15 protein-coding genes are annotated in these 21,613 nt (G+C 36.4%); 2 read left to right on the top strand and 13 right to left on the bottom strand.

Going from position 1 to position 21,613, the window contains the following annotated elements; genetic code table 11:
- Positions 1-70: 70 nt before the first annotated feature.
- From QNJ50_RS00515 to topA, 8 genes are all read right to left on the bottom strand, one after another.
- Positions 71-1,675 carry an NAD(P)-binding domain-containing protein gene (locus tag QNJ50_RS00515; RefSeq protein WP_300630926.1) on the bottom strand — a complete coding sequence of 535 codons (1,605 nt, stop codon included), beginning with the start codon at positions 1,673-1,675 and terminating at the stop codon, positions 71-73.
- Between the two features lie 361 nt (positions 1,676-2,036).
- Entirely contained in the window at positions 2,037-2,750 is a 714-nt protein-coding gene (locus QNJ50_RS00510) for a hypothetical protein (protein ID WP_300630924.1), read from the bottom strand.
- A gap of 959 nt (positions 2,751-3,709) precedes the next feature.
- Positions 3,710-5,269: an NAD(P)H-quinone oxidoreductase subunit N gene (locus tag QNJ50_RS00505; protein ID WP_300630922.1), complete on the bottom strand. Its 1,560-nt coding sequence runs from the start codon at positions 5,267-5,269 to the stop codon at positions 3,710-3,712.
- Positions 5,270-5,738: 469 nt separating this feature from the next.
- Complete coding sequence (locus tag QNJ50_RS00500) at positions 5,739-8,294, bottom strand: HDIG domain-containing metalloprotein (RefSeq protein WP_300630920.1); 2,556 nt, start codon at positions 8,292-8,294, stop codon at positions 5,739-5,741.
- Between the two features lie 261 nt (positions 8,295-8,555).
- Entirely contained in the window at positions 8,556-9,449 is an 894-nt protein-coding gene (locus QNJ50_RS00495) for an ADP-ribosylglycohydrolase family protein (protein ID WP_300630918.1), read from the bottom strand.
- A gap of 104 nt (positions 9,450-9,553) precedes the next feature.
- Complete coding sequence (gene aroQ / locus QNJ50_RS00490) at positions 9,554-10,030, bottom strand: type II 3-dehydroquinate dehydratase (RefSeq protein ID WP_300630916.1); 477 nt, start codon at positions 10,028-10,030, stop codon at positions 9,554-9,556.
- A gap of 10 nt (positions 10,031-10,040) precedes the next feature.
- Entirely contained in the window at positions 10,041-10,139 is a 99-nt protein-coding gene (locus QNJ50_RS00485) for a DNA topoisomerase I (protein ID WP_300630971.1), read from the bottom strand.
- A gap of 570 nt (positions 10,140-10,709) precedes the next feature.
- Complete coding sequence (topA, locus tag QNJ50_RS00480) at positions 10,710-13,397, bottom strand: type I DNA topoisomerase (RefSeq protein WP_300630914.1); 2,688 nt, start codon at positions 13,395-13,397, stop codon at positions 10,710-10,712.
- A 1,112-nt stretch (positions 13,398-14,509) separates the two neighbouring features.
- On the opposite strand from topA, the gene QNJ50_RS00475 reads away from it, so the two are divergent.
- Entirely contained in the window at positions 14,510-14,824 is a 315-nt protein-coding gene (locus QNJ50_RS00475) for an RNA-binding protein (protein ID WP_300630912.1), read from the top strand.
- 714 nt (positions 14,825-15,538) lie between these two features.
- Here the strand turns inward: QNJ50_RS00475 and QNJ50_RS00470 are convergent.
- From QNJ50_RS00470 to QNJ50_RS00455, 4 genes are all read right to left on the bottom strand, one after another.
- The gene (locus QNJ50_RS00470) at positions 15,539-16,015 is read right to left on the bottom strand and encodes a dTDP-4-dehydrorhamnose 3,5-epimerase (RefSeq protein WP_300630910.1); all 477 of its coding nucleotides are present in this window, start codon (positions 16,013-16,015) and stop codon (positions 15,539-15,541) included.
- A 134-nt stretch (positions 16,016-16,149) separates the two neighbouring features.
- Positions 16,150-17,736, bottom strand: coding sequence for a glucose-6-phosphate isomerase (locus QNJ50_RS00465; protein ID WP_300630908.1), 1,587 nt, complete (start codon positions 17,734-17,736; stop codon positions 16,150-16,152).
- A gap of 104 nt (positions 17,737-17,840) precedes the next feature.
- The gene (locus QNJ50_RS00460) at positions 17,841-18,092 is read right to left on the bottom strand and encodes a cytotoxic translational repressor of toxin-antitoxin stability system (RefSeq protein ID WP_300630907.1); all 252 of its coding nucleotides are present in this window, start codon (positions 18,090-18,092) and stop codon (positions 17,841-17,843) included.
- Positions 18,093-18,364: 272 nt separating this feature from the next.
- On the bottom strand, positions 18,365-18,577 hold the full coding sequence (locus QNJ50_RS00455; protein ID WP_300630906.1) for a hypothetical protein: 213 nt from the start codon (positions 18,575-18,577) through the stop codon (positions 18,365-18,367).
- Positions 18,578-18,921: 344 nt separating this feature from the next.
- On the opposite strand from QNJ50_RS00455, the gene QNJ50_RS00450 reads away from it, so the two are divergent.
- Positions 18,922-20,436, top strand: coding sequence for an alanine/glycine:cation symporter family protein (locus tag QNJ50_RS00450; protein WP_300630905.1), 1,515 nt, complete (start codon positions 18,922-18,924; stop codon positions 20,434-20,436).
- Positions 20,437-20,866: 430 nt separating this feature from the next.
- Here QNJ50_RS00450 and QNJ50_RS00445 read toward each other — a convergent pair whose 3' ends face one another.
- Positions 20,867-21,463, bottom strand: coding sequence for a metalloregulator ArsR/SmtB family transcription factor (locus QNJ50_RS00445; protein ID WP_300630902.1), 597 nt, complete (start codon positions 21,461-21,463; stop codon positions 20,867-20,869).
- Between the last annotated feature and the right edge of the window lie 150 nt (positions 21,464-21,613).

The raw sequence follows: 21,613 nt of genomic DNA, 5'->3' as shown, positions 1-21,613 counted from the left end.
AAGTTTTTGAAAAAAATCCTTGACTCTGCCAATCTATCTATCGAGTTTAATAAGTCCTGGCATAATGCTATTATTTGTCTTTGTCTGGTAAGGTGAGTACTAGATCTTCGCCCTTGAAAATTTTTCCTAAGTCACGACTTAGAAAATCTATTAAAGGCTTGATATGTACTTCCTCCAACCATTCACTAGCTACATCCTCAATAATATGATGTTCTGTAATAAGTTCATTCTTTCTGAAACGACGAATTATCGGGTGTATAAAAGAACTTAGTGCAGCTCTATCCGCATCATCCTTATGGATACGTTCGACTGAAAATAGATCTGAACTAGCAAAGATAATATCAAGTCCAAATTCTAAAGTGACAGTATAGTAATGCTCGTGCTGACCTATATCACTATCATGAATGTAGTCAGCTGGGTAATCTGTGAAGTATTGGGCAGTTTTTCCGTTTTCGGAAATAATAATACAATCACAGAGAAATCCTGTTTGTTGCCATAAACCTGAACTCTGATTGACCCTTCGGATAATTACCTGCGTCAAATTTTCAGGAGTAGCATCAATAAAGTGACAAGGTAAATCCTGATCGTAATATTTACGTTCTAAAATGTAATGAAGTGCGCGGACGTTGTAGCGAAATCCATGAATAAAGCCTGACTGCTTTTTCTTATAATCTCGCATATGGCTTAATATCCCAACAAAATATAGATCTTTGACATTGCTAGATTCCCATTCACTAGTTTGAGATGGAAAACGGTCATTGATAACTAATTTAGGCTTACAAGATTCATCGAAAATTGAATCATCAAAGCGAAATCCTGTGCAAACAATAACACGATCGTAAATTAATTCCTCTACTTCATCATTCGCATGGCTATATGTAAATGTTGCAATATATTGACCATTACGATATTTAACTTTGTCTATAATTGCATCTAAAATAACATTCTGTGATTTGAGTTGATATGTATCGAGAATGTTATTATTAACTGCACGTAAGTGACCTACATACTTAGTTTTCCAAGCCATTGAGACTGGAGTTGGACTGACAACATGAATTAGGGAGGCTGTTGCTAAAAGATTATCAGCGGTCTCAAATCCAGAATTACCTTTGCCAATAATCAATACTTTTTGATTGGCAAAGTCTTCAGGATCTATAGATACATCAGTATAATTTTCTGCTAACTCTATTCCCGGTATTGGTGGTACATATGGTTTGCTAAAGCCTGTAGCAATAATTAAACGCATTGTAGAATAAATGTTGCCGTTGTTATCTACTACGACAAATTTATCGTTTTTGTAAATTTTAACAGCTTGGCAATTAAATTTGACTTTTAAATTGAAGTGGGTTACAAAATCACCAAGATATCTAACAAAATCATCTGCACGTGGTAAATATTCTTTACTATAATTTTTGAATAACATCTCTTCACTATCACTCAGTAAAGAGTTCCAATCCCATCTGAGATTTATCTCTGAGTCATCATAACCAGTATAGATTTTATTAATTGAAATCAATCTTTTGTGACGAGGATATTTTTTGAAAAAAGTTCCAGGACAATCACCTGCTTCCAAAATTAGATAATTCCGATTGGTTTTCTCTAGAAAATATCCCAATTGCAAACCAGCAGGACCGGCTCCAACAATTAAATATTCAAACTCTCTTGCTATATTCACTGATATCCTTCCTCAAATATTATCGTAATACCTTATTTCATGAGATGCTATCCATTTATCTGAAATAGTAAACTCATCAATAAGTAAACCTTGTTCCATATTGAAAACTGAAGTTTTGTATAAAGGGAAATGTAAGGATTTAAGTGTTTTAAACACAGCCACATAGCGATTTTTAAAATTGGCTTCGTCGTTTAGTTAAAAGCTTATTTGCAACAAGCTACGAAATTAAGGTACTTCCCGAACATTTATTTAGAATATTATTTTTGGGATTTTTTCTGCAAACGCTTATATGACAATAGTTTGAGGAATTTCGGTATGTTCTAAACCCTTGCAAAATAGATATGGTTTATATAGAGATCATCTATACTGTTTGTAATATTTGCTCAATAGGATGTTTTTGTGCATATATCATCATTTCTTGTACTGATTCACTGAAAAGATCAAAGACTTTTTCAACTACTGCAAAAGCTTTAATTTTTTGTTCTTCAGTTAGTTGAATATTTTTGATAAACTCCTGCATCTCAGCTTGACATATTGTGTGACCAATTTCAGCATCTGCATGATTCCGACCAAAATAGCTGTATTTTATGTCTGTATTTTGTTGAACTTCTTGAGCTAGTGCCATTGTAAACGGTAAAGCTGTATGCCAAGTTCCTTCTATTGCCTGAATAGCTGCAAGGGTAACGATCGAATCTGCTTGAAGCGTATATTGTGCAATCTGAAGACATATTTGCCGTGATTTTTGAGTTTCTTCACCCCATAAAAATCTTAAGGCATCACTAAAGTTGATATTGCGATCAAACTCAAGTTTTTCGATGTCCTCCACAAACCATTCCCAGTGATAATCATCTTCATAAGTGTGCTTATTAATAATTTCCTGAATTTTATTTTCTGCTGGTTCCTTACGAAAAACATATTTATTTAGATCCCCAAATCCCATTGCAAAAGGGGCTGCACAGGGTGCCCAAGCTAATCTTTGTCGTGGGTCAACACTTGTATCTTGTAGATATTTAAAAAAAGGTAATTGAGCAAATTCTTGTTTTCTTTTTTCAATTAATGCAAGAACTTCTTTCATTACTTTTCCCCGAAAACTTGTATCGAATCCAATTATTAAATAACTTAATTTAAAATAATTACATGCTAATAAAAGTAGAGAAAATTATCCTGAATAATTCATCTTCCCGCCAGATTCTCTTTTTACTATGCTGCTTTCTTTTAAACTAAATCACATTAAATTATTTAATACTTTTGAATTTTATAAATCAGGAATTTTATTTATTTTTTACCATGCTAACAATGCAAAGCAAACATCGTATATAATAGCACTTGCACATATTATTTTTTCGAAAAAACAAATTTAAATTATTTTCAATATGTTCTTGGCTATAAAACTTGTTTTTTAATATAAATGGCTATTTTTAGGACTTATTCTCATATAAAGACTTAAATATAATTGCCTTATAAGCTCAACATTTTGAATTACAATATATTGTTGTTAGTACAAAAAAAAACACTACAGTCGGTAAGAAAACTGATTACATCAAAAAATCATGATATTTGATTAACCCATCAAATACCACTATTTGCTCAATTTCATTAGGCTGTAATAAATCTTTAAGCCAGCAAAAAGCCTGTCACAGCAATGCAATTAGACATCATTGCGATACCCGTAAATTTTGCTACAAAGAAAAACATTTATCTGAAAACATTCTGAGAAGCATTCAATTAGATGTATAATACTACGATGTTGACGCTATTTTCTTTTTGTAAACCCAATTAGGTTAACAATAATTTCGCGTATATAGCTGTTCCCACTCCAATGAGGTACACCATAAGTCTGAACTACCAAGCTTTTCAACTTCAATCATGTACCTCACCAGGCAAAGAAACGCTATATTAGCTCTTTTTGCTTCATTTAAAAATCTATCTAATTAAATAAATTTTTATATATTTTTTCAAAATAAAATTCCCCCAAAATAATGGGGGAATTTACGACTTATTTTTCAGCTTTAAAGCACTGAATCCCGATCAATTCTATTGCTGTTCGTACAACTCAGCACTTATCTTTGCATTTTGAAGCGCCACAGAAGGTGGCTGCAATATTGCTGTATGAGTTACAGAATTATTAGCCAAAGTAAACAAAGGATTAGACAGGATTCCGGCAATGGAAGTAGCAATCAATGTTGTAATTAAACCAACTTGTAGAGGTCTTAATCCAGGTAAATTCCAACTTATTTCTGGATAGTTCTTAACAACTTCAGACATTTCCTGAGGTTCTTTAACTACCATCATCTTTACAACACGGATGTAGTAGTAAATCGAAACAACACTAGTAACTAATCCTAATAAGACTAAACCGTAAAGACCAGCTTGCCAACCTGCCCAAAACAGGTAAATTTTACCGAAAAACCCAGCTAATGGTGGGATACCACCTAAGGACAGCAAGGAAATGCTTAGGGCTAAAGTGAGAAGGGGATCTTTTTGATATAAGCCTGAATACTCCACTATTTGGTCTGTTCCTGTTCTCAAAGAGAAGAGAATTATGCAAGTAAAACCGCACAAATTCATGAACAGATAAACCAGTAAATAAAATATCATGCTGGAGTAACCAGCATCAGTACCAGCAATCAAGCCGATCATGACAAATCCAGCTTGAGCAATGGATGAGTAAGCTAACATCCGCTTCATACTGGTTTGTGCAAGGGCAACAACATTCCCCAGCACCATACTTAAAATCGCAAGAGCAGTAAAGACAAATTTCCACTCAGCAGTAACTAATGGAAAAACACTTGTTAACAAACGAATAGCAAGTCCAAAGCCGGCAGCTTTAGAACCTACTGATAAAAATGCAATTACTGGAGTAGGTGCACCTTCGTAAACGTCTGGCGTCCATTGATGGAAGGGTGCTGCAGAAATCTTAAATCCTATACCGGCGATCGCAAATACTAGGGCAATAACCAAACCTAAAGATTGACCAACATTGGCAACAGACATACCATGAGCAATTGCCTGAAGTTGGGTTTCTCCTCCAGATAAACCGTACAACAAAGAAGCCCCATACAAGAAAACTGCTGTGGAAGCAGCACCAATTAGAAGATATTTTAAGGCAGCTTCGTTAGAACGAGGATCGCGTTTAGTATATCCTGTGAGGAGATAAGAAGAAATACTGAGGGCTTCCAGAGAGATGAAAATCATCACCAGGTCATTAGCCCCACAGACAAACATCCCTCCTAAAGTGGCACAAAGCAAAATTGCGATGAATTCAGCTAATGCCGTACCGGTTTGTTCTATATAGCGAATCGACATCAAAATCGTCACTACAGCAGACAAAGCAACGATACCACGAAAGACAATACTGAGGTCATCAGCATTAAAGGCACCAATGAAGGAAATGGGATTGCTATTATCCCATTGAAAGTACAGGGCGACGACAGAACCAAGCAATCCGGTAATTGCGAGATATCCAATCCAACGGGAAGATGCCCGTCCAACAATCAAATCAACAATTAAAACTCCTAAAAGAGTAATAATTACGATTCCCTCTGGCAAAATAGTTCCAGCATTTAACTGGGATGCAAGATTAGCAAAATCCATGAAATGTATAGGTTTTGGCTACTTAAACTGAATGTCCAACTCTGTTAATTCTATTGTATGAAGCTAAAATTGCATCCTTATAAATAAGTTTTGCGCTAAATTTAGCTGTTAAGTCAAACTTATTTAAACCCATCCAAGCATTTCTATAGTAAGAAAAATTATCTTGTTTGGTATCATGTACATCTTAGTGTATTGGAAGTAAAACCCCTAATAGCTTTAGCTCCTAGAATATATATTCCCTATGTAAATGACAAACAACATAGAGTATCGCATTAAGTAGATTAATTCACCTATTTTCTTGATTGCAGTTTTACAGTCGTGATTTTTTAATTAAATTAATTATTCCTAAATTTAGTACAAACAAACATACTGAAAATTACTAATCAGAAGTTAAATAGTTGAAGGAATATCAATCAAACCAATTAGTTTATTTATATTTAGGTGGTAAAGGAAGAAAAAGGATATTTTTTTAAGCCTTACCACTTTTTTGAGTAGCTATTTTGGATTTAGGATAAGCAATTCTTTTATGATGGAATTGTTGCCAAACTTCCACAAAAATTTCTGCAATTCTAGATAAATCTTGGCGACTTAAACCAGAATCTACTAATTGATTATCCTTCCAGCGAGCACGAAGAATATTGTTTACCATAATCAGCGCTTGTTCTGGTGTAGCATCTTTGAGCGAACGCAATGCTGCTTCACAAGAGTCTGCCAGCATAACTATTCCCGTTTCTCGAGACTGAGGAATAGGACCGTCGTAACGAAAATCTGACTCTTTTACTTCTATTTGGGGATTTTCTTGGGCAATTTGTTGAGCTTGATGATGAAAATAAGCGATCAACATATTTCCCTGATGTTCGGGAATAAAAGATTGTATGGCACTTGGTAAACTGTGCTTACGTGCCATAACTAAGCCTTCAGTTACATGCTTTTTAATAATTTGTGCACTTTGCCAAGGATCTTGGATTTCGGTTTCATGCTTATTTGGTTCTCCCATTTGATTTTCGATAAAACCTTGGGGGTCATGCATTTTACCAATATCGTGGTATAAAGTACCAGCTCTAACTAGCTCTACATCGCACTTGAGTTGTTTTGCTGCAGCTTCAGCAAGAGTCGCAACAAGTAAGGTATGTTGAAAAGTTCCAGGAGCTTCAGTTGCCAAACGTTTTAATAAGGGACGGTTGGGATTTGCTAATTCCGCAAGGCGAATAGGGGTAACCAAGTCAAAGATTTTTTCCAAATATGGGCTTAATCCTAATGCCACAATACTCCAAGCTAAACCAGATAGAGCAAATAATGCAGCTTCTTGCAAAACAAAATATCCTGCAGAACCATAGGCTGCACTTACAAGTAATCTAACAATCAAGAAAACGCCGCCTTCAGTTAAAGCAATAGCAATACCCAATAATGCTAACTCTTCCCGACAGCGTAATCGTTTGGCAAAACAACTGGCAAGAATACCACCAGCCGCACCAGCTAATAATGCAACTTTACTTACCTCTAAACTTAAAGGTATTAGAAATAGCAGCAGCCCCAAAGTTGTAACCCCTAAAACGGGACCGTAAAAACCACCTAAAAGTAAACCTACTCCACTCCAAGTTGTGTATGGCGTACCCAAAATTATAAAAACTGGGGTTGATAAAGTAAGCAATAAAACTAAAAGGCGATCGCTCTGTCGCATCCGGTATTTAATACGTCTTTCTACAACTGCAAAAATCCCAACAGTTATCGTAACTGTTGTTGCAACACCAGCCAGACCCAGCCAGTTAACTTCTCGACGATTGAGCTTATAGTGCTCCAGTACCTCAAAGTCCCACTCAGAAATTTCCTTCCCTTTACGGATGACGAACTCGCCTTTTTTGACTGTCCGTACCACTGGTTCTATCCGATCTGCTGCTTGCTGAGCTCTTAACCGCGTTTTTTCCTCATCTTTCTTCAGGTTTGGCTTGAGTACATCCAGCAAAAGCTTAATCGCCAGTTCTTCAGCATTTTTGGGGACTACACCTTCTACTTGAAGCCTTACAGTATCTCGCACAATTTGGGACGGAATACCAGGAGAAATACCTTGAGTAAGTATTCGATTAAGACTGCGATTTATCCCAATCTGGGCTTGTTCCCACTGTTTATCAGAAATCTCTAAAAAAATATTTTCATTATCAATAATTTTTTGAATGTGAGCTTTCTGCTTGGCAATCACAAATTGTTTCCGTGCTCTAATTATTTTATCTAATAGTAGATATAAGTTTTTTGTAGAGTTTTTCGAACGATAATTATTTAATTCTTTAACAGAAGAAACAAAGTTCGGCTTTTGTGAATAATTGCTTGCTTGCGATTTTTTATTGTCTTCATTATTTTTTGATTCTAAATTCCCTGCATCAATTGCCTCTGAATCATTCTGACTCGAAGGCAGCATTATTCTTAAATAATATTCTCGAGCATCAATGGCAATGAGTAATGCTTTCCATTCTTGCTCGGGAGCAGAACGCAAATAGCGTTGATTTGGTATTTTTAATAACAATGAGTCAAGGTATGGGAAAGAACCAAGAGTGTCACGAATTTCGTTAAATTGATTTAAATTTTTATTGAGACTTTGCTTAATTTTGTCATCGATCTCCCGATCTACCATCAGAACTGGTAAAGAATCTTGAGTCGCAATTTTACGCAGAATTCTCGTTTCTTTTTTATCTTCAATATTAGCCGTTCGAGGAGCGTAAATAGTTTTTGGTGCAATTGCTCCCATTTTTAGTTGTGGCTGATTATAAAATTTTTGTCCCATCACTCCCGTCAGCAACACGACAGCAATGACAAAAACAGTAGATGAATGTTCTGGTACGCAACTCATGCCGAGTGCATAACTACCATTTTTACTCTTCAATGACTTAGCATTATTGTTTGATATTTTAACTATTTTGTATTTCCCTTTTTCATTTACTTTTGACAGGTAAAGACGGCGTAATGCTTTATACCGTCGTTCCCAGCAATTCAATTGCTGGCTCAAAGAGCGAATAAATGACTGCGTTTTCATTGCTTATGACCGCAGTTAAGTAGTTAATTTTCTAAAAGAAAATGATTGCCAAAACAAGAAACTTTGATACTGATTAACCACAATAATTACCTATAGAATGGGATTCGGTTTTATCGTCAAGTCACAGTATAAAATATTATGAATAAATGATAAGTATCGTGCTTTTTTTGTACGAAATTGTTTTCATTGTTTTTACGATTTCTGCAGAACATAGTATATTCTGCAAACACTTACTTATCAACTCCTGAAAATAAAAAATAATTAACTGCACTGAATGACACTAGGGGCAGCAATTGCTAATTTCTTTTCTAATGTACTAGAATGCAAGCCTAATTCGTATACTCCTGACCACACAGCTATAAGCGCATCTGCTAATTCTAGCATTTGGAAACAGCTAGTGAGTCGTGATGATGGGATATTTAAATTCGATTGACCTATTTGCCAGTTTACTGGAATTCCTAACGTACCGTTATAACTACCAGACAAAATGCCACTAATCACTTCTACACCACAATAAGGATTGCGGCTAGCCCGCAAAATAGAGAGACGAAAGTCTTCCGGGCTATTAATGAAGTAGTAAAATCCTAATCGAACCGCTGTAATGGATTTTAATTCTTCGTCTGATTCAGCTTCTAGATTTTGTAATAAAGCTATATCAACGATAGAATTATCAATTTGTAATAATTTTTGTGGTAATTCTGTTGATGTACCACCAATAAAGTCAACTATTTGAGGAACGAGTGTCTCCCAAGAGAGCTTCTCATTAAATGATTGTGCGACTGCATAGTTCACAGCTAATGCAGCATCCTTAACTCCAGGATAATTTTCCCAAATGCTTAGAGCTTCGAGTAAGCGATCGCGCAAGTTTAGTTTATTCTCATGAAAAAAAAACGTAACCGGTAACGTAGCAATAATTGCAGCGTTTAAAATGCTATTACCTGGTTCACAGCTATGCCATTTCTTTGCTACTCGGTCACTCCAATGTTCTACATCAAACTTACCCAGTTCAATCAAACTTTGGATACTTGAAACTATAATTTCATACCACCAAATATTCCATCCTGTTTTTTGTGTCGTATCACTTAAAGCTAAATTTTCTCCTATCAATACTCCCAATAAGGCACCACGGAAGCGATTTGTTAGCGGATAACGCATAAGTCTTAAAATTAATTTTAAATAAATAAATTAATTAGTTAGAGATTATATTCGAAAATACAAATGACAATACACATTAATCTCTAGCTACAAGACTCTATCGTTCAATTCTCAATTTGTTTTTCCTTTCTTAAGTGATGGACAAGAGCTTGCAAACCTAATAAATAGCTTTGAACTCCAAAACCACTGATTTGACCGATAACAACCGGAGATATGTAGGAGTGATGGCGAAAATTTTCACGACGATAAATATTACTCAGATGCACTTCAACTGTTGGTAATTCAACAGCAGAAATTGCATCTCTCAATGCCAAGCTCGTATGAGTGTAAGCTCCAGCATTAATCAATATTCCTTGATGTTTTCCTAAAGATTCGTGGATGGAATCTACTAAAGCTCCTTCATGGTTTGACTGCATAAAGGATACTTTGACATTTAGTTTTGCACCCTCAGCTTCCAATAAACTATTAATCGAATTTAACCCCAGGGAACCGTATATATCAGGTTCCCGCCGACCTAAAAGATTTAGGTTGGGTCCGTGTAGTACTAAAGTACTTAGTTTAGATAATGTCAAGCCCCGCACATTTATACTTTTATCGACGTCGAGATCGTTCGTCTACAGGTATCGGAATCAGTTCCGCTTCTGGCTCAGCTTCTGGACCTAACAAGGCCTCAATAAGCTTGCGTGCCAATTCTTTTAACTTTTCCAGTACTTTATCTATATGGTCCATTGAACTGACCGCTCCTGAGATACTACCTCAATGTGAACATTATTCAATGTTAAGAAGTTTTACAATCACGTGAAGGATTGCTTACTTTACTCCTTTATCATAGGTTATCACATTCATAACCGAATGAAGGTTCATATTACAAGCGAACCTATTTAAAATAGTTGGGGTGCAATGTTAAATACAGTGACACATGTTTTATTTTTGGAGTTACAGCACCACATAGCATCTTTGAAATTAGCTTAATCTAAATTTAATCCTAAATTTTATGCTAACCTCATATCGCGCAAATTAGCTTAAAATTTTCCACCCGCGTATTGGGCTTAAAATATCAAGCATGAGGACTAATTAACTATTATGGTTATTATCCTTGGATCCAAAGCCAAAGAGCAGAATAAAGACCGTACTTGCTGTAAGTAAGGGAACTAGCTAAATTTGGCTTCAGCTTCCAGGTATAAGTATTGTCGGGTAACTAGTCAATAGTCTGTAGCCCAGATTTTTTTGTTCCCACAAGGACTATTGACTATGCATTATCTAATTTAAACTAGCTTTTTTGCTACTGCTTTTCTTCGTCGTACTGCCTGAAGACTTAGATGATTTGGTGGAAGATTTTGAACTAGAACTTTTAGATTTACTACTGGATTTACTGCTTTTACTTTTGGATTTTTTGGTTGAAGTTTTGCTTGCCAATAATTCTAATGCTATTTCCAATGTAATATCTTCAACTGATTTACCTTCAGGAATACTAACATTTGTCTTATTGTGTTTTATGTAAGGACCATAGGGCCCGTCATAAATGTTTACTGCTTCTTCATCATCAGGATGACTTCCCAATTCCTTTAAAGCAGTTTTTGATTTACTACTACCCCTACCTTTTTTCGGAGTTGCTAACAATTCTAAAGCTCGCTCCAAAGTAACTGTCAATACGTCATCACCAGCTTTCAGAGAACGATAGTCTTTCTTTTCTTTGCTATTGTGAACGACATAAGGACCAAAGCGACCAATGTTAGCTTGAATGGTTGCACCACTTTCGGGATGATTCCCCAATGTTCGAGGTAGTGACAACAATCCTACCGCCATTTCCAAGGTCGCGTCTTCAAGCTTTACGCCCTTAGGCAAAGATGCTTGCTTGGGTTTGGGATTTTCATCAGTTTTATCGCCCAATTGGACGTAAGGACCATAGGGACCAATTTTGGCATAAATTGCTTCACCAAGTTCCGGGTGAATTCCTAATTTATCTGGTCCTTCAGTTTTTTGCCGCAACAGAACTTCAACTTTTTCCGGATCCAAATCCGCTGGGGTTAGATCTTGAGGAATTGAGACAGTAACTACATCTTCACCATTTTCTTTTTCCAAATAAGCCCCATATTTACCAATACGGACTTTAGCCTCCAGATTTTCCAGTTCAATTGTTTTGGCATTATTGGCATCTATTTGGTCTTCTTGTTCCTTGACCAAAGTTTCTAAACCTTCTTCTCCCAAATAGAAATCCTGTAAATATGGCAACCAAGCGGCTTCACCGGTAGAAATATCATCTAGAGTTTGCTCCATTTTTGAAGTGAAGCTGGGGTCTACCACATCAGGAAAATGTTTTTCTAGAAGATTAGTAACTGCAAATGCAGTAAAAGATGGGACTAGGGCATTATTTGTTAGTTGAGCATAACCCTTATCGATAATCGTGCCAATAATACTCGCGTAGGTACTAGGACGTCCGATACCTTCACTTTCTAAAGTTTTAACTAAGGTTGCTTCGGTATATCTTGCTGGGGGTTGGGTTTCGTGACTGATGGCGTCTAATGCTTTACATCCAGGATTATCCCCTACCTTCAAGTTGGGCAGAATCACTTCTTTGTCTTCCAAGGCTGCCTCTGGATCGTCCGAGCCCTCGACATAGGCACGCAAAAACCCAGGAAAATCAATACGTTTGCCAGAAGAACGAAAACCGGCATCTTCCACTTGCAACTGCATAGTAATTTGTGTTTGCTTGGAGTCTGCCATTTGGCAAGCAACGGTACGCTTCCAAATCAAATCGTATAACTGTAATTCGCGACCGCTCAAACCCGTTTCTTGAGGAGTACGGAAACTACTACCAGCAGGACGAATAGCTTCGTGTGCCTCTTGGGCACCTTTGGATTTCGTAGTGTACTTTCTGGGTTTAGGACTTAGGTATTGTTTACCATAAAGCTTTTCTACACAATCACGGGCTGCAGCAATTGCCTGTTCTGATAAATGTACAGAATCGGTACGCATGTAGGTAATGTATCCCTGCTCGTATAAGTTCTGAGCCGTGCGCATTGTATCCCTTGCGGAAAGACGTAGTTTGCGGTTAGCTTCTTGTTGCAGGGTTGAAGTTGTAAATGGTGCTGCCGGTTTACGAGTGACAGGGCGCTCTTCAACATTTTTAACTAACCAAGTTTTATCGCCCAAGCGTTCTTGTAGTTCTTTAGCTCCATCTTCATCAAGCAGTAGTACTTTTTTACCTGCGGCAATTTTACCAGTAGCAGGGTCGAAATCACTGCCAGTTGCTAATTTTGTCCCGGCTAAAGTTACCAATTGAGCAGTAAAGGTCGGCTTTTCTTTATCTCGTGCGGGAGTCAAAATTGCCTTTAAATCCCAATAAGAACCTTGGCGAAAAGCCCGACGTTCCCGCTCTTTATTGACCAAAAGCCTAACTGCAACAGACTGAACCCTTCCAGCAGATAATCCCCTTGCAATTTTTTTCCAGAGCAATGGAGATAAAGTGTAACCTACAAGTCGGTCTAAAATACGTCTGGTTTCTTGAGCCCGAACTAACTTTTCATCTATATTGCGACAGTTATCTAAAGCTTTTTTGATGGCATCTTGAGTAATTTCATGAAATACCATCCGCTTTGTAGGCACTTTTGGTTTGAGCAACTGATATAAATGCCAGCTAATACTTTCACCTTCACGATCTTCATCAGTTGCCAATATTAATTCCGAAGCTCCTTTAAGCGCCTCTTTCAATTGACTGACAACTTTCTTTTTATCTTTTGGGATGACGTATAACGGTTCAAAATCAGCGTTTATGTTTACCCCAAGCTGTGCCCATTTTTCTGCTTTCACAGCCTCAGGAATTTCCTTCGCAGACTGGGGTAGGTCGCGCACATGACCCATAGACGCCTCTACCAGATATTCTGAGGGCAGATAGTTGCGAATAGTACGAGCTTTGGTCGGAGATTCGACTATGACAAGAGTTGACATGGAAATTTCAAGCAAGAACAGCTGCTAAGCTAAACAGTCAATTTGAGATAATTTCAGCCAGATTTCAAAAGATTTTTTGATTATCGAACTTGGATGTGATGCTATCCTAGCGCGAACATCCTGTTAGTAAAATACTCCTAACTTCAGTTGTCGGGTAACACCTATTAGCTTAGAATAGCTTTCCCTAAAGAGTAAGTTGAAAAAACAGGAGATGTGAATTCCGGCTATTTCAATCTTTAACTTATATCAGGCACAAATGGCGACTACAGTTTATAAAATGTCGTCGAAAAAGAATACTGCAATACATCAATGATATTTTGATGGCGCAAGTTAAATATAGCTTGGCCATTCCGATAATGGTTTAAGTATTTCCGCTAGACTAAAAATAATCGAAGTTTAGTTAATGATAATCACATTTTATTCACTACAAAATAATTCTTGAGAAAAAGTCAGTAATTTTAAACATAACTTGAATCATAATTTAATATCCAATATATCCAAAATCTTATATCCAATATATCCAAAATCTTATATCTAAAATCTTATATCCAAAAAACCTATATCTAAAATATCTCTTTTTATTTCTTAGGAGTAAAGTTAAAAAGAAAAAATCTTATATTGGAAGATGAATTCTCTAATGTAAAGATATTTCTCTTGGAGGACTCTCATGTAAAGCCAAAGCAATAACTTAATTAGAGCGTGTGGAGTCATAATCATTAGCATTATTGTAACTATGTATATCTATTTTTTTATTGAAAGTTATGATTATCTAATTAAAAATATCGTATTTTACTTACTAAGTAAGAGAAAAAATCAATCACTAGGAAGAGTAGGATTATCGGTTATCTAAAAATTGAATTATATAGTCAAAAGATAAAAATAATCAAAACAGAAAAAGAAACTTAGTGCTTGGGACAAATCAGTAAACATACTTAAAATACATATATTTTCCTAAATTAATAAGGGTATGTTGCACCTGCTCTGACTCTAAAGAAGTTGTGCTAGGATAATTCAGGAGAAGTTAGTTCGGTGATACTTTTCTTGTTTTGATTAAAAATTACAAGCGTCTCTCCGAATCAACATCTCGAGTTAGTTTGATTCCGGAGATTTTCATGTCAATTTACGTAGGTAACCTATCCTACAGCGTTACAGAAGAAGACCTAAACAAAGTATTTTCTGAATACGGCACTGTAAAGCGAGCACAGATTCCCCTAGATCGGGAAACTGGTCGTTCGCGCGGTTTTGGTTTTGTAGAAATGGAATCGGAGACAGATGAGAGTGCTGCCATCGAAGCTTTAGACGGAGCCGAATGGATGGGTCGTCAAATGAAAGTAAATAAAGCCAGACCCAGAGAAGAAAAATCTAATTACCGCTCTGGTGGTGATAACTGGGGAAAAGGTGGGAGTGGTGGCTACTCAAAATACTAAAAAATGTTGGGCAACTGGAAATTAGTAATTTCCAGGATGACTATGTACAACAGACGAAAAAGCATTTACCAATATCGATATAAATATACAGTGCAGATTTAGTTACTTACTGAATCTGCTTTTATTATCGATTGTTATACCAGAAAGCACTTTGAATTAAAATTGTTACCTGATTACTTTAGGTATAGTAGTGTTTCTTAAAATTTAAATCTTATTCAATAATTATACATGACATCAGAAAATTACATCAGAAAAATAAATAATTTATCTTTTACGCCTTATGCGAATTAGAAACTGAAATAACGTAAATTGTGAGAATCATCACAAACATGATTTAAGCCGGTTCTTGAAATCCTTGATATTGCAAGGCTGAATTTAATTCACATTAGCCGTTCTTTATGAAAAATTATCTAGATTATTTTCTAGAAAAATCAAGCTAAGATTATAATTAAAATAGTTTTCTCAGACGCCAAACATTTTCAGCTTTGCACTTGGAAGTCGAAACTCAAAGTTAAAAGCAGTTTCTCAGAGCTTTATTGAAATTCCCCTCACCATTACTGGAAAGAGGATATGGAAGCAACTTTTTAGTTTGCACAAAATAACAGAAGTTTCTACATAGTTACTAGGGAAATATTTACCAGGAAAACTGGGTTTAAAGCCCCGTCCTTACAGGGCAACAGAATTTCAAAACACAGGAATAATTCCAAACCTCTGCTAGCAATCGGCTATGACTTTAATGTGTGGCGTTGTTATATCTAAGTTTTTCAGTGCTGCTTCTGCTGCTGTTAGATCGTAGGGTAATGGTCGCCCACGAGTGATGTAATCCATCTTGTGGGATGGTTTGTGACGCAAAACAGCATTTACTACTACACAGGGTTCATTACTCAAGTTAATTGCACCATGAAGAACTCCCGGTGGGATAATAATTACGGCAGGGTTATCTTCACTTAAAGGAATGTATTGATATTTTTTGTTAATTAATGTTACAAGTACAAACCGTCCTCTAACTACAAGTAATTGATCGGTTTGAGTTTTATGAACAAATAAATCGTCTACAGTTTGGGGAGGAATTTGTACCAGTACTGTTTCATGACTGGCTTGGGGTGTAAAAAACTCAGCCATTCCCCCTTTGATTGATTCTAATTGACGGATTTCAACTGTTCTCGCTTTATCTTTTTTGGTTTCATTCATCACAATATCCCAAAAATAAAGATTGGAGTTTTACTACAACCGTAGTATTACTCCAATCTAAGCTGCTAAACAATAAAAAAATGTTGCATTTGCAACAAAATATACCAATTAATGGTATGTGTTCACTCCATATATCAGTTCAAAGAAACTTTTAAACTGTTGGGCTGGGCAAAATTACCTTCCAAAACTACACCACGCCCATTTGCATGAAGGTGACGCAATATCGTATATATTGATTCGACTTTATCTGGTTCGTTGGCCTTTTGGGCTAATTCTTCTAAAGATAAAGAATTGGATTGTGCTTGTAATATTTCCACAACCTTTTTTTGTAATTCTAAAACAGCAGCAGCAGCTTTTTTCCCTGCTTCTACTCCTGGTTGATGATAGGCATTAATATTAACCAGGCTGGCATAGAAACCAACAGCACGTTCGTATAAAGCAATTAATGCCCCTACAGTGCGAGAATTCACTTGAGAAATAGTTACTACAATTGAATCGCGTTGGTTTTCATAAAGTGCTTGTCGAGTTCCTTGAAGAAAACCAGACAGATAATCTCCCGAGGTTATTCCTGCTTCAACTTCTACAGACGTTCCTTTGCGGTCCTCTAAAACCTCAATAAATGTAGCAAAGAAATTTGGTACACCCTCCCGTAATTGTTGAACGTAAGCGTGTTGGTCGGTAGAACCTTTATTTCCATAAACAGCAATTCCTTGATGAGCAATGTTGCCATCCAAATCTTTTTCTTTACCCAAAGATTCCATTACCAATTGCTGTAAGTAACGGCTGAAGAGAAGCAAACTGTCTTTATAAGGTAAAACAACCATATCTTTTTCACCCTTTCCGTTCCCAGAAAAGTACCAAGATAGGGCTAAAAGTGCTGCTGGGTTACTCTTAATGCTTGGGATGCGGGTTGCATCATCCATGATTTTTGCGCCTTCTAACATAGCGCGAATGTCAATTCCTTGGAGTGCTGCAGGTACTAAACCAACAGTAGACATTTCCGAGGTACGTCCACCAACCCAGTCATACATGGAAAACCGCGCCAACCATTGTTCTGACTCAGCAAGTTTATCTAACTTACTACCGGGCATAGTAATTGCAACAGCATATTTAGCAAAATCCAAATTTTGTCCGGAGTAAGCTGTTTTAACTTCCTTCATCCCATTACGTGGTTCTGGAGTACCGCCAGACTTGGATATAACCAGAACCAAAGTACTTGATAAGCGATTTCGCAGTTGAGTCAAAACACGATCTATTCCTGCAGGATCGGAATTGTCAATAAAGTGAATCGCTAAAGGAGGAAAATCTGGAGCTAAAGCTTGAGCGACAAATTGAGGTCCAAGAGCAGAACCGCCAATACCAATAGAAATAACATCAGTGAAGCGTGGAGCTTTCGGGGGATGAATACCTCCTGTATGAACTTTCTCCGCGAACACTTCAATGTGTTCAACTATACTAACAATTTCTTGAGTCACTTCTGGAGAAGGAGCAAGATCTGGATTTCGCAACCAGTAGTGACCAACCATACGATTTTCATCTGGATTGGCGATCGCTCCTTTCTCTAATTCCGCCATATCCTTAAAAGCTTTATCAAATTTAGGTTGCAGCGCCTCCACAAAAGCATCATCAAACCGCATTCGGCTGACGTCTAGATAAAATCCCAATTCTTCGTGGAAATACAACCATTCCTGGTAGCGCTGCCAAAGTGCGGTAGCATCCATAGGGAAATCTCAAATAAAACAGTTTTCACAAACAAGTCTAAGGTAAGGCCCAAGGAATTCTTTGTCATCTTATACAGTTTTAAGTCTTGCTTATGTTGCTCTTTTTAAATATCTGGGATCGCGATCGCTCGCAAAAACTTAATAATTTCACCTTTCACTTCAATACCTATTAAATATCCTTCAAAGGTAAAGCGATAAAAAATCCCTTCAGAGTCTAGCTGTCTAAATTCTGGTAAGGAGTGTAAAGGCAAATGTTTAGTAAAATCTACAAACACAAAATCATATATTTTTTGGTAATTAGCTGGTTGTAATTTTCGCAAGTCTTTTAAAAAAGACTGGGTATAGCGCATTTCCATAATCACAATACTTAATATGAACTAGGTATTGCCTCATCAAACTTATGCTTCTTTACGCTCAATTGAGTGAGTTCCATCAAGATACTAACTAAGGGAATAAACACAAGGTATAGATAGGTAGCTTTTGGTGCAAGTATGTATATTCTTAAGCTTGACAAGCTTAGTATAGCTTTTGGAAAATCCTAATATTAATAGTAATAATTACTCATTAAAAATAGATCTATTAAGGAAAATATCCTTGGTATGAGAAGGTAAAAACCATTTTTTAACCGTTAAAACAATAACCTTCGTACCGCTTCTTCATGGCTTAAAATATTCCAGGGCTGTTGTAAATCCTTTGCTTTTTCTATTGCTTCGATCATGTATAGGTCGCAATGTAAGGCATAGACAAAATGCCAGACTTTTTCAAGCTCTTCTTCATTTAAACCATCGATTAGTTTATGGATTTTCTGTCGTAGCAATTTACTACCTCTTATGGGAATCATTCTCTACCTAGTGTTCCCAAATAAGTTTGAGAGATTGGGAGTAAAAACTAAGGGTAGGAAAATCTATCATTCCCTACCTCCCACACTCCCCAAAATTTCCAATCTCCACTGTCCAGCAACCTTTAAATTTTTTAAACAATTACATAAATTTTGTATGTCATAGGTAATTATCACATCAAACTACCTAAAGAGTTTTAAAACTAACTTTTTCACAGCAAAATCAAATGACTTAAGTCCTTGTATTCACCTTGTGTATAAAGAAACTTGTTTATAACCTACGCCTTAAGGTACTGTGCATAAACGAAATGCCATTTATCTGCTTCATTCTCGGAGAAATTTAGTAAATGTCAAAATCTGCAATTCAACGTATTTGGTTTTTAAGTATATTTTTATGCTTTATTCCCACTGTAGTACTTGCTGCTGATGAGGCAGTGGGTCATCCATTACTAAAAGGTATTGATGATAGTTTTACTCAAATCACAACAATAATAGCTAGTTTTCTCTTTTTCAGTGTTTATGGCTTTCCTTTAATTGTCTTATGGTTAATTTGTGGAGCAATATTTTTTACTCTCCGTATGGGATTTGTCAATGTTCGCATGTTTGGACATGCAATTGATATTGTTCGAGGAAAATATGATGACCCCAACGCTCCAGGAGAAGTATCCCATTTCCAAGCTCTAGCTGCAGCTTTAAGTGCAACCATCGGTCTGGGAAATATTGCTGGTGTTGCAATTGCTGTTAGTGTCGGTGGACCTGGTGCTTCTTTATGGATGACTATTGCTGGTTTGTTGGGAATGACAAGTAAATTTGTTGAAGCAACACTCGGTCAAAAGTATCGTATTATCAAGCCTGATGGTAGAGTTGCTGGTGGACCGATGTACTATCTATCCAAGGGGCTTACTGAAATAGGGTTTAGATCATTGGGTAGAGTATTAGCAATCTTTTTTGCTGTATTTTGCATACTTGGAGCCTTCGGTGGTGCAAACATGTTTCAAGCAAATCAATCCTATGGTGCTGTCAAAGAAGTATTTCCTTTCTTCGCCAATTATGCTTGGATTTATGGCTTAGTTCTGGCTTTTTTAGTTGCTTTAGTAATCATCGGCGGTATCCGTCGTATCGGTCAGGTTGCAGGTACGGTAGTACCAGTAATGTCCATTATTTATGTGGTTGCTGCTCTCTGGATTCTTGTAACTAATTTTTCTCAAGTTCCCACAGCCGTTGGAACAATTTTCCGAGAAGCTTTTACTCCAACTGCAGTGGAAGGAGGAATTATTGGTGTAATTGTACAGGGCTTAAGACGTTCAGCATTTTCTAACGAAGCAGGAATTGGTTCCGCTGCGATCGCTCATTCAGCAGCAAAAACAGACAAACCAATCAAAGAAGGCTTGGTTGCATTGCTAGAACCATTTATCGATACAGTAGTGATATGCAATATGACAGCTTTAGTTATTATAATCACTGGTGTCTACAACGATCCTCGATATGCGGAACTTGTAAAAGGTTCTGAAGGAGCAGCCCTTACATCTGTAGCTTTTGGGACAGCAATTAGTTGGTTCCCGATACTACTTTCTTTGTCAGTATTTTTATTTGCTTTTTCCACAATGATTTCCTGGAGTTATTACGGGGAAAGAGCTTGGGAATACCTTTTTGGCGAACGTAGTTTGATTATTTATAAAATATTATTTTTAGCAGCTGTGTTTGTTGGTTCAGTTACCAAGCCCCAATCAGTACTTGATTTCAGTGATGTTACTTTTCTAGCTATGGCATTTCCTAATTTATTAGGGGGGTATTTCTTATCGAATAAGGTAGCAACAGATCTGGCAATATATACAACTCGTTTAAATGAAGCCAGGGCTTGATTGAAACCACTATGAAAGTGCAAAACACCTGGGTTTAGGGTTTTAAATTACCTTTATTACCCAACTATAGCGCAGCTTAGTTACTATAAGATAAGGGATTGGGGGGTACATATGTAAAAGATATTGGTATCCGACCAATCCCTAAATATTTTGATTTTGTTTTATTGCTAATCGATCATAATGTTTGATTAGACGTAATTAATAAGAGTATTTTAGTACCATATGACTCTAATAATGTGAACTTGAAATTTTGTTGTACAATTGTGCAGCTGCAAAACTAGAACTATTCTCTTTTGAGTAATTAAAATTGGTGGTATCCAATCTCAAATCACAGGGAAAGCTACTATGGAAAACTCACTAATAATTCAGTATAAATAAATTATATATTTTGTTTTAGTAACTAGTTTTATTTATTAGTTTTACCAATTAATCAAGCACGCCAATAAATCATACTTTCTCTTTCTCTTTGCATCAGATTGTTAGCAATTAACTCTTCTTTAATAATTGTGCTATCAGGATAATAATGTTTAAGAATCTCATCAACTGTACTTTCTGGATATTTGACACCCACTTCAAACTTATTTACCAACCACTTAAGAATCACTAGACGTTTCTTACGACTAGCAGGAATATCTTTTAGTTGTTGTTTATTATTTTGATTGCTTACACTTTTTTCTTCTTCCACTAAATAACTTCTAAGTACTTTACTTTCCCAAGCTTTTTTATCTATATCCACTACTAAAGATGCTATTTTTTCCGGGACAAATACATCTCTACTGATAGTTGACAAAGTTTGGTTGTCTAGCTGATACAGATGAGTGTTTCCCTCAGGACGCATAGTCACTAAATTGAGTTGTTTGAGTTTTGATAGATGATGAGATACTGTCGGCTCTTTGAGTTGCAATAATGCTGCAAGTTCTTCAACACTGCACTCTTGATTTGCCAAAATACCTACAATTTTCAATCGACTTTCGTCCCCCATAACTTTGAAAAAACGTAACAAGGTTTGAAATTGCTCTTTCGTCATAACTTGTTATAATCGGATTAGATTTGAATCTAATTAGAGCTGAATCAAATAGGTGTGCTGCTCATTTTTGGTGCAGCATACCCTTCTTGATTGGTACAGCGAATGTAAGTTAACAATGTACAGTTCAACAGCCTAAGAACTTAGGCATAA

It is taken from the genome of Mastigocoleus sp. MO_188.B34 (assembly GCF_030065675.1).
In the GTDB taxonomy this organism is placed as follows: Bacteria; Cyanobacteriota; Cyanobacteriia; order Cyanobacteriales; family Nostocaceae; genus Mastigocoleus.
This window is presented reverse-complemented; position numbering and strand designations above follow the sequence as displayed.

What these genes read in the sequence shown, in the direction of transcription:
- QNJ50_RS00500 (WP_300630920.1), bottom strand. Translation starts at nt 8,294, where the DNA reads ATGAAAACGCAGTCATTTATTCGCTCTTTGAGCCAGCAATTGAATTGC.
- QNJ50_RS00450 (WP_300630905.1), top strand. Translation starts at nt 18,922, where the DNA reads ATGTCAAAATCTGCAATTCAACGTATTTGGTTTTTAAGTATATTTTTA.
- QNJ50_RS00505 (WP_300630922.1), bottom strand. Translation starts at nt 5,269, where the DNA reads ATGGATTTTGCTAATCTTGCATCCCAGTTAAATGCTGGAACTATTTTG.
- QNJ50_RS00460 (WP_300630907.1), bottom strand. Translation starts at nt 18,092, where the DNA reads ATGGAAATGCGCTATACCCAGTCTTTTTTAAAAGACTTGCGAAAATTA.
- QNJ50_RS00470 (WP_300630910.1), bottom strand. Translation starts at nt 16,015, where the DNA reads ATGAATGAAACCAAAAAAGATAAAGCGAGAACAGTTGAAATCCGTCAA.
- QNJ50_RS00510 (WP_300630924.1), bottom strand. Translation starts at nt 2,750, where the DNA reads ATGAAAGAAGTTCTTGCATTAATTGAAAAAAGAAAACAAGAATTTGCT.
- QNJ50_RS00455 (WP_300630906.1), bottom strand. Translation starts at nt 18,577, where the DNA reads ATGATTCCCATAAGAGGTAGTAAATTGCTACGACAGAAAATCCATAAA.
- QNJ50_RS00495 (WP_300630918.1), bottom strand. Translation starts at nt 9,449, where the DNA reads ATGCGTTATCCGCTAACAAATCGCTTCCGTGGTGCCTTATTGGGAGTA.
- QNJ50_RS00475 (WP_300630912.1), top strand. Translation starts at nt 14,510, where the DNA reads ATGTCAATTTACGTAGGTAACCTATCCTACAGCGTTACAGAAGAAGAC.
- QNJ50_RS00445 (WP_300630902.1), bottom strand. Translation starts at nt 21,463, where the DNA reads ATGACGAAAGAGCAATTTCAAACCTTGTTACGTTTTTTCAAAGTTATG.
- QNJ50_RS00465 (WP_300630908.1), bottom strand. Translation starts at nt 17,736, where the DNA reads ATGGATGCTACCGCACTTTGGCAGCGCTACCAGGAATGGTTGTATTTC.
- topA (WP_300630914.1), bottom strand. Translation starts at nt 13,397, where the DNA reads ATGTCAACTCTTGTCATAGTCGAATCTCCGACCAAAGCTCGTACTATT.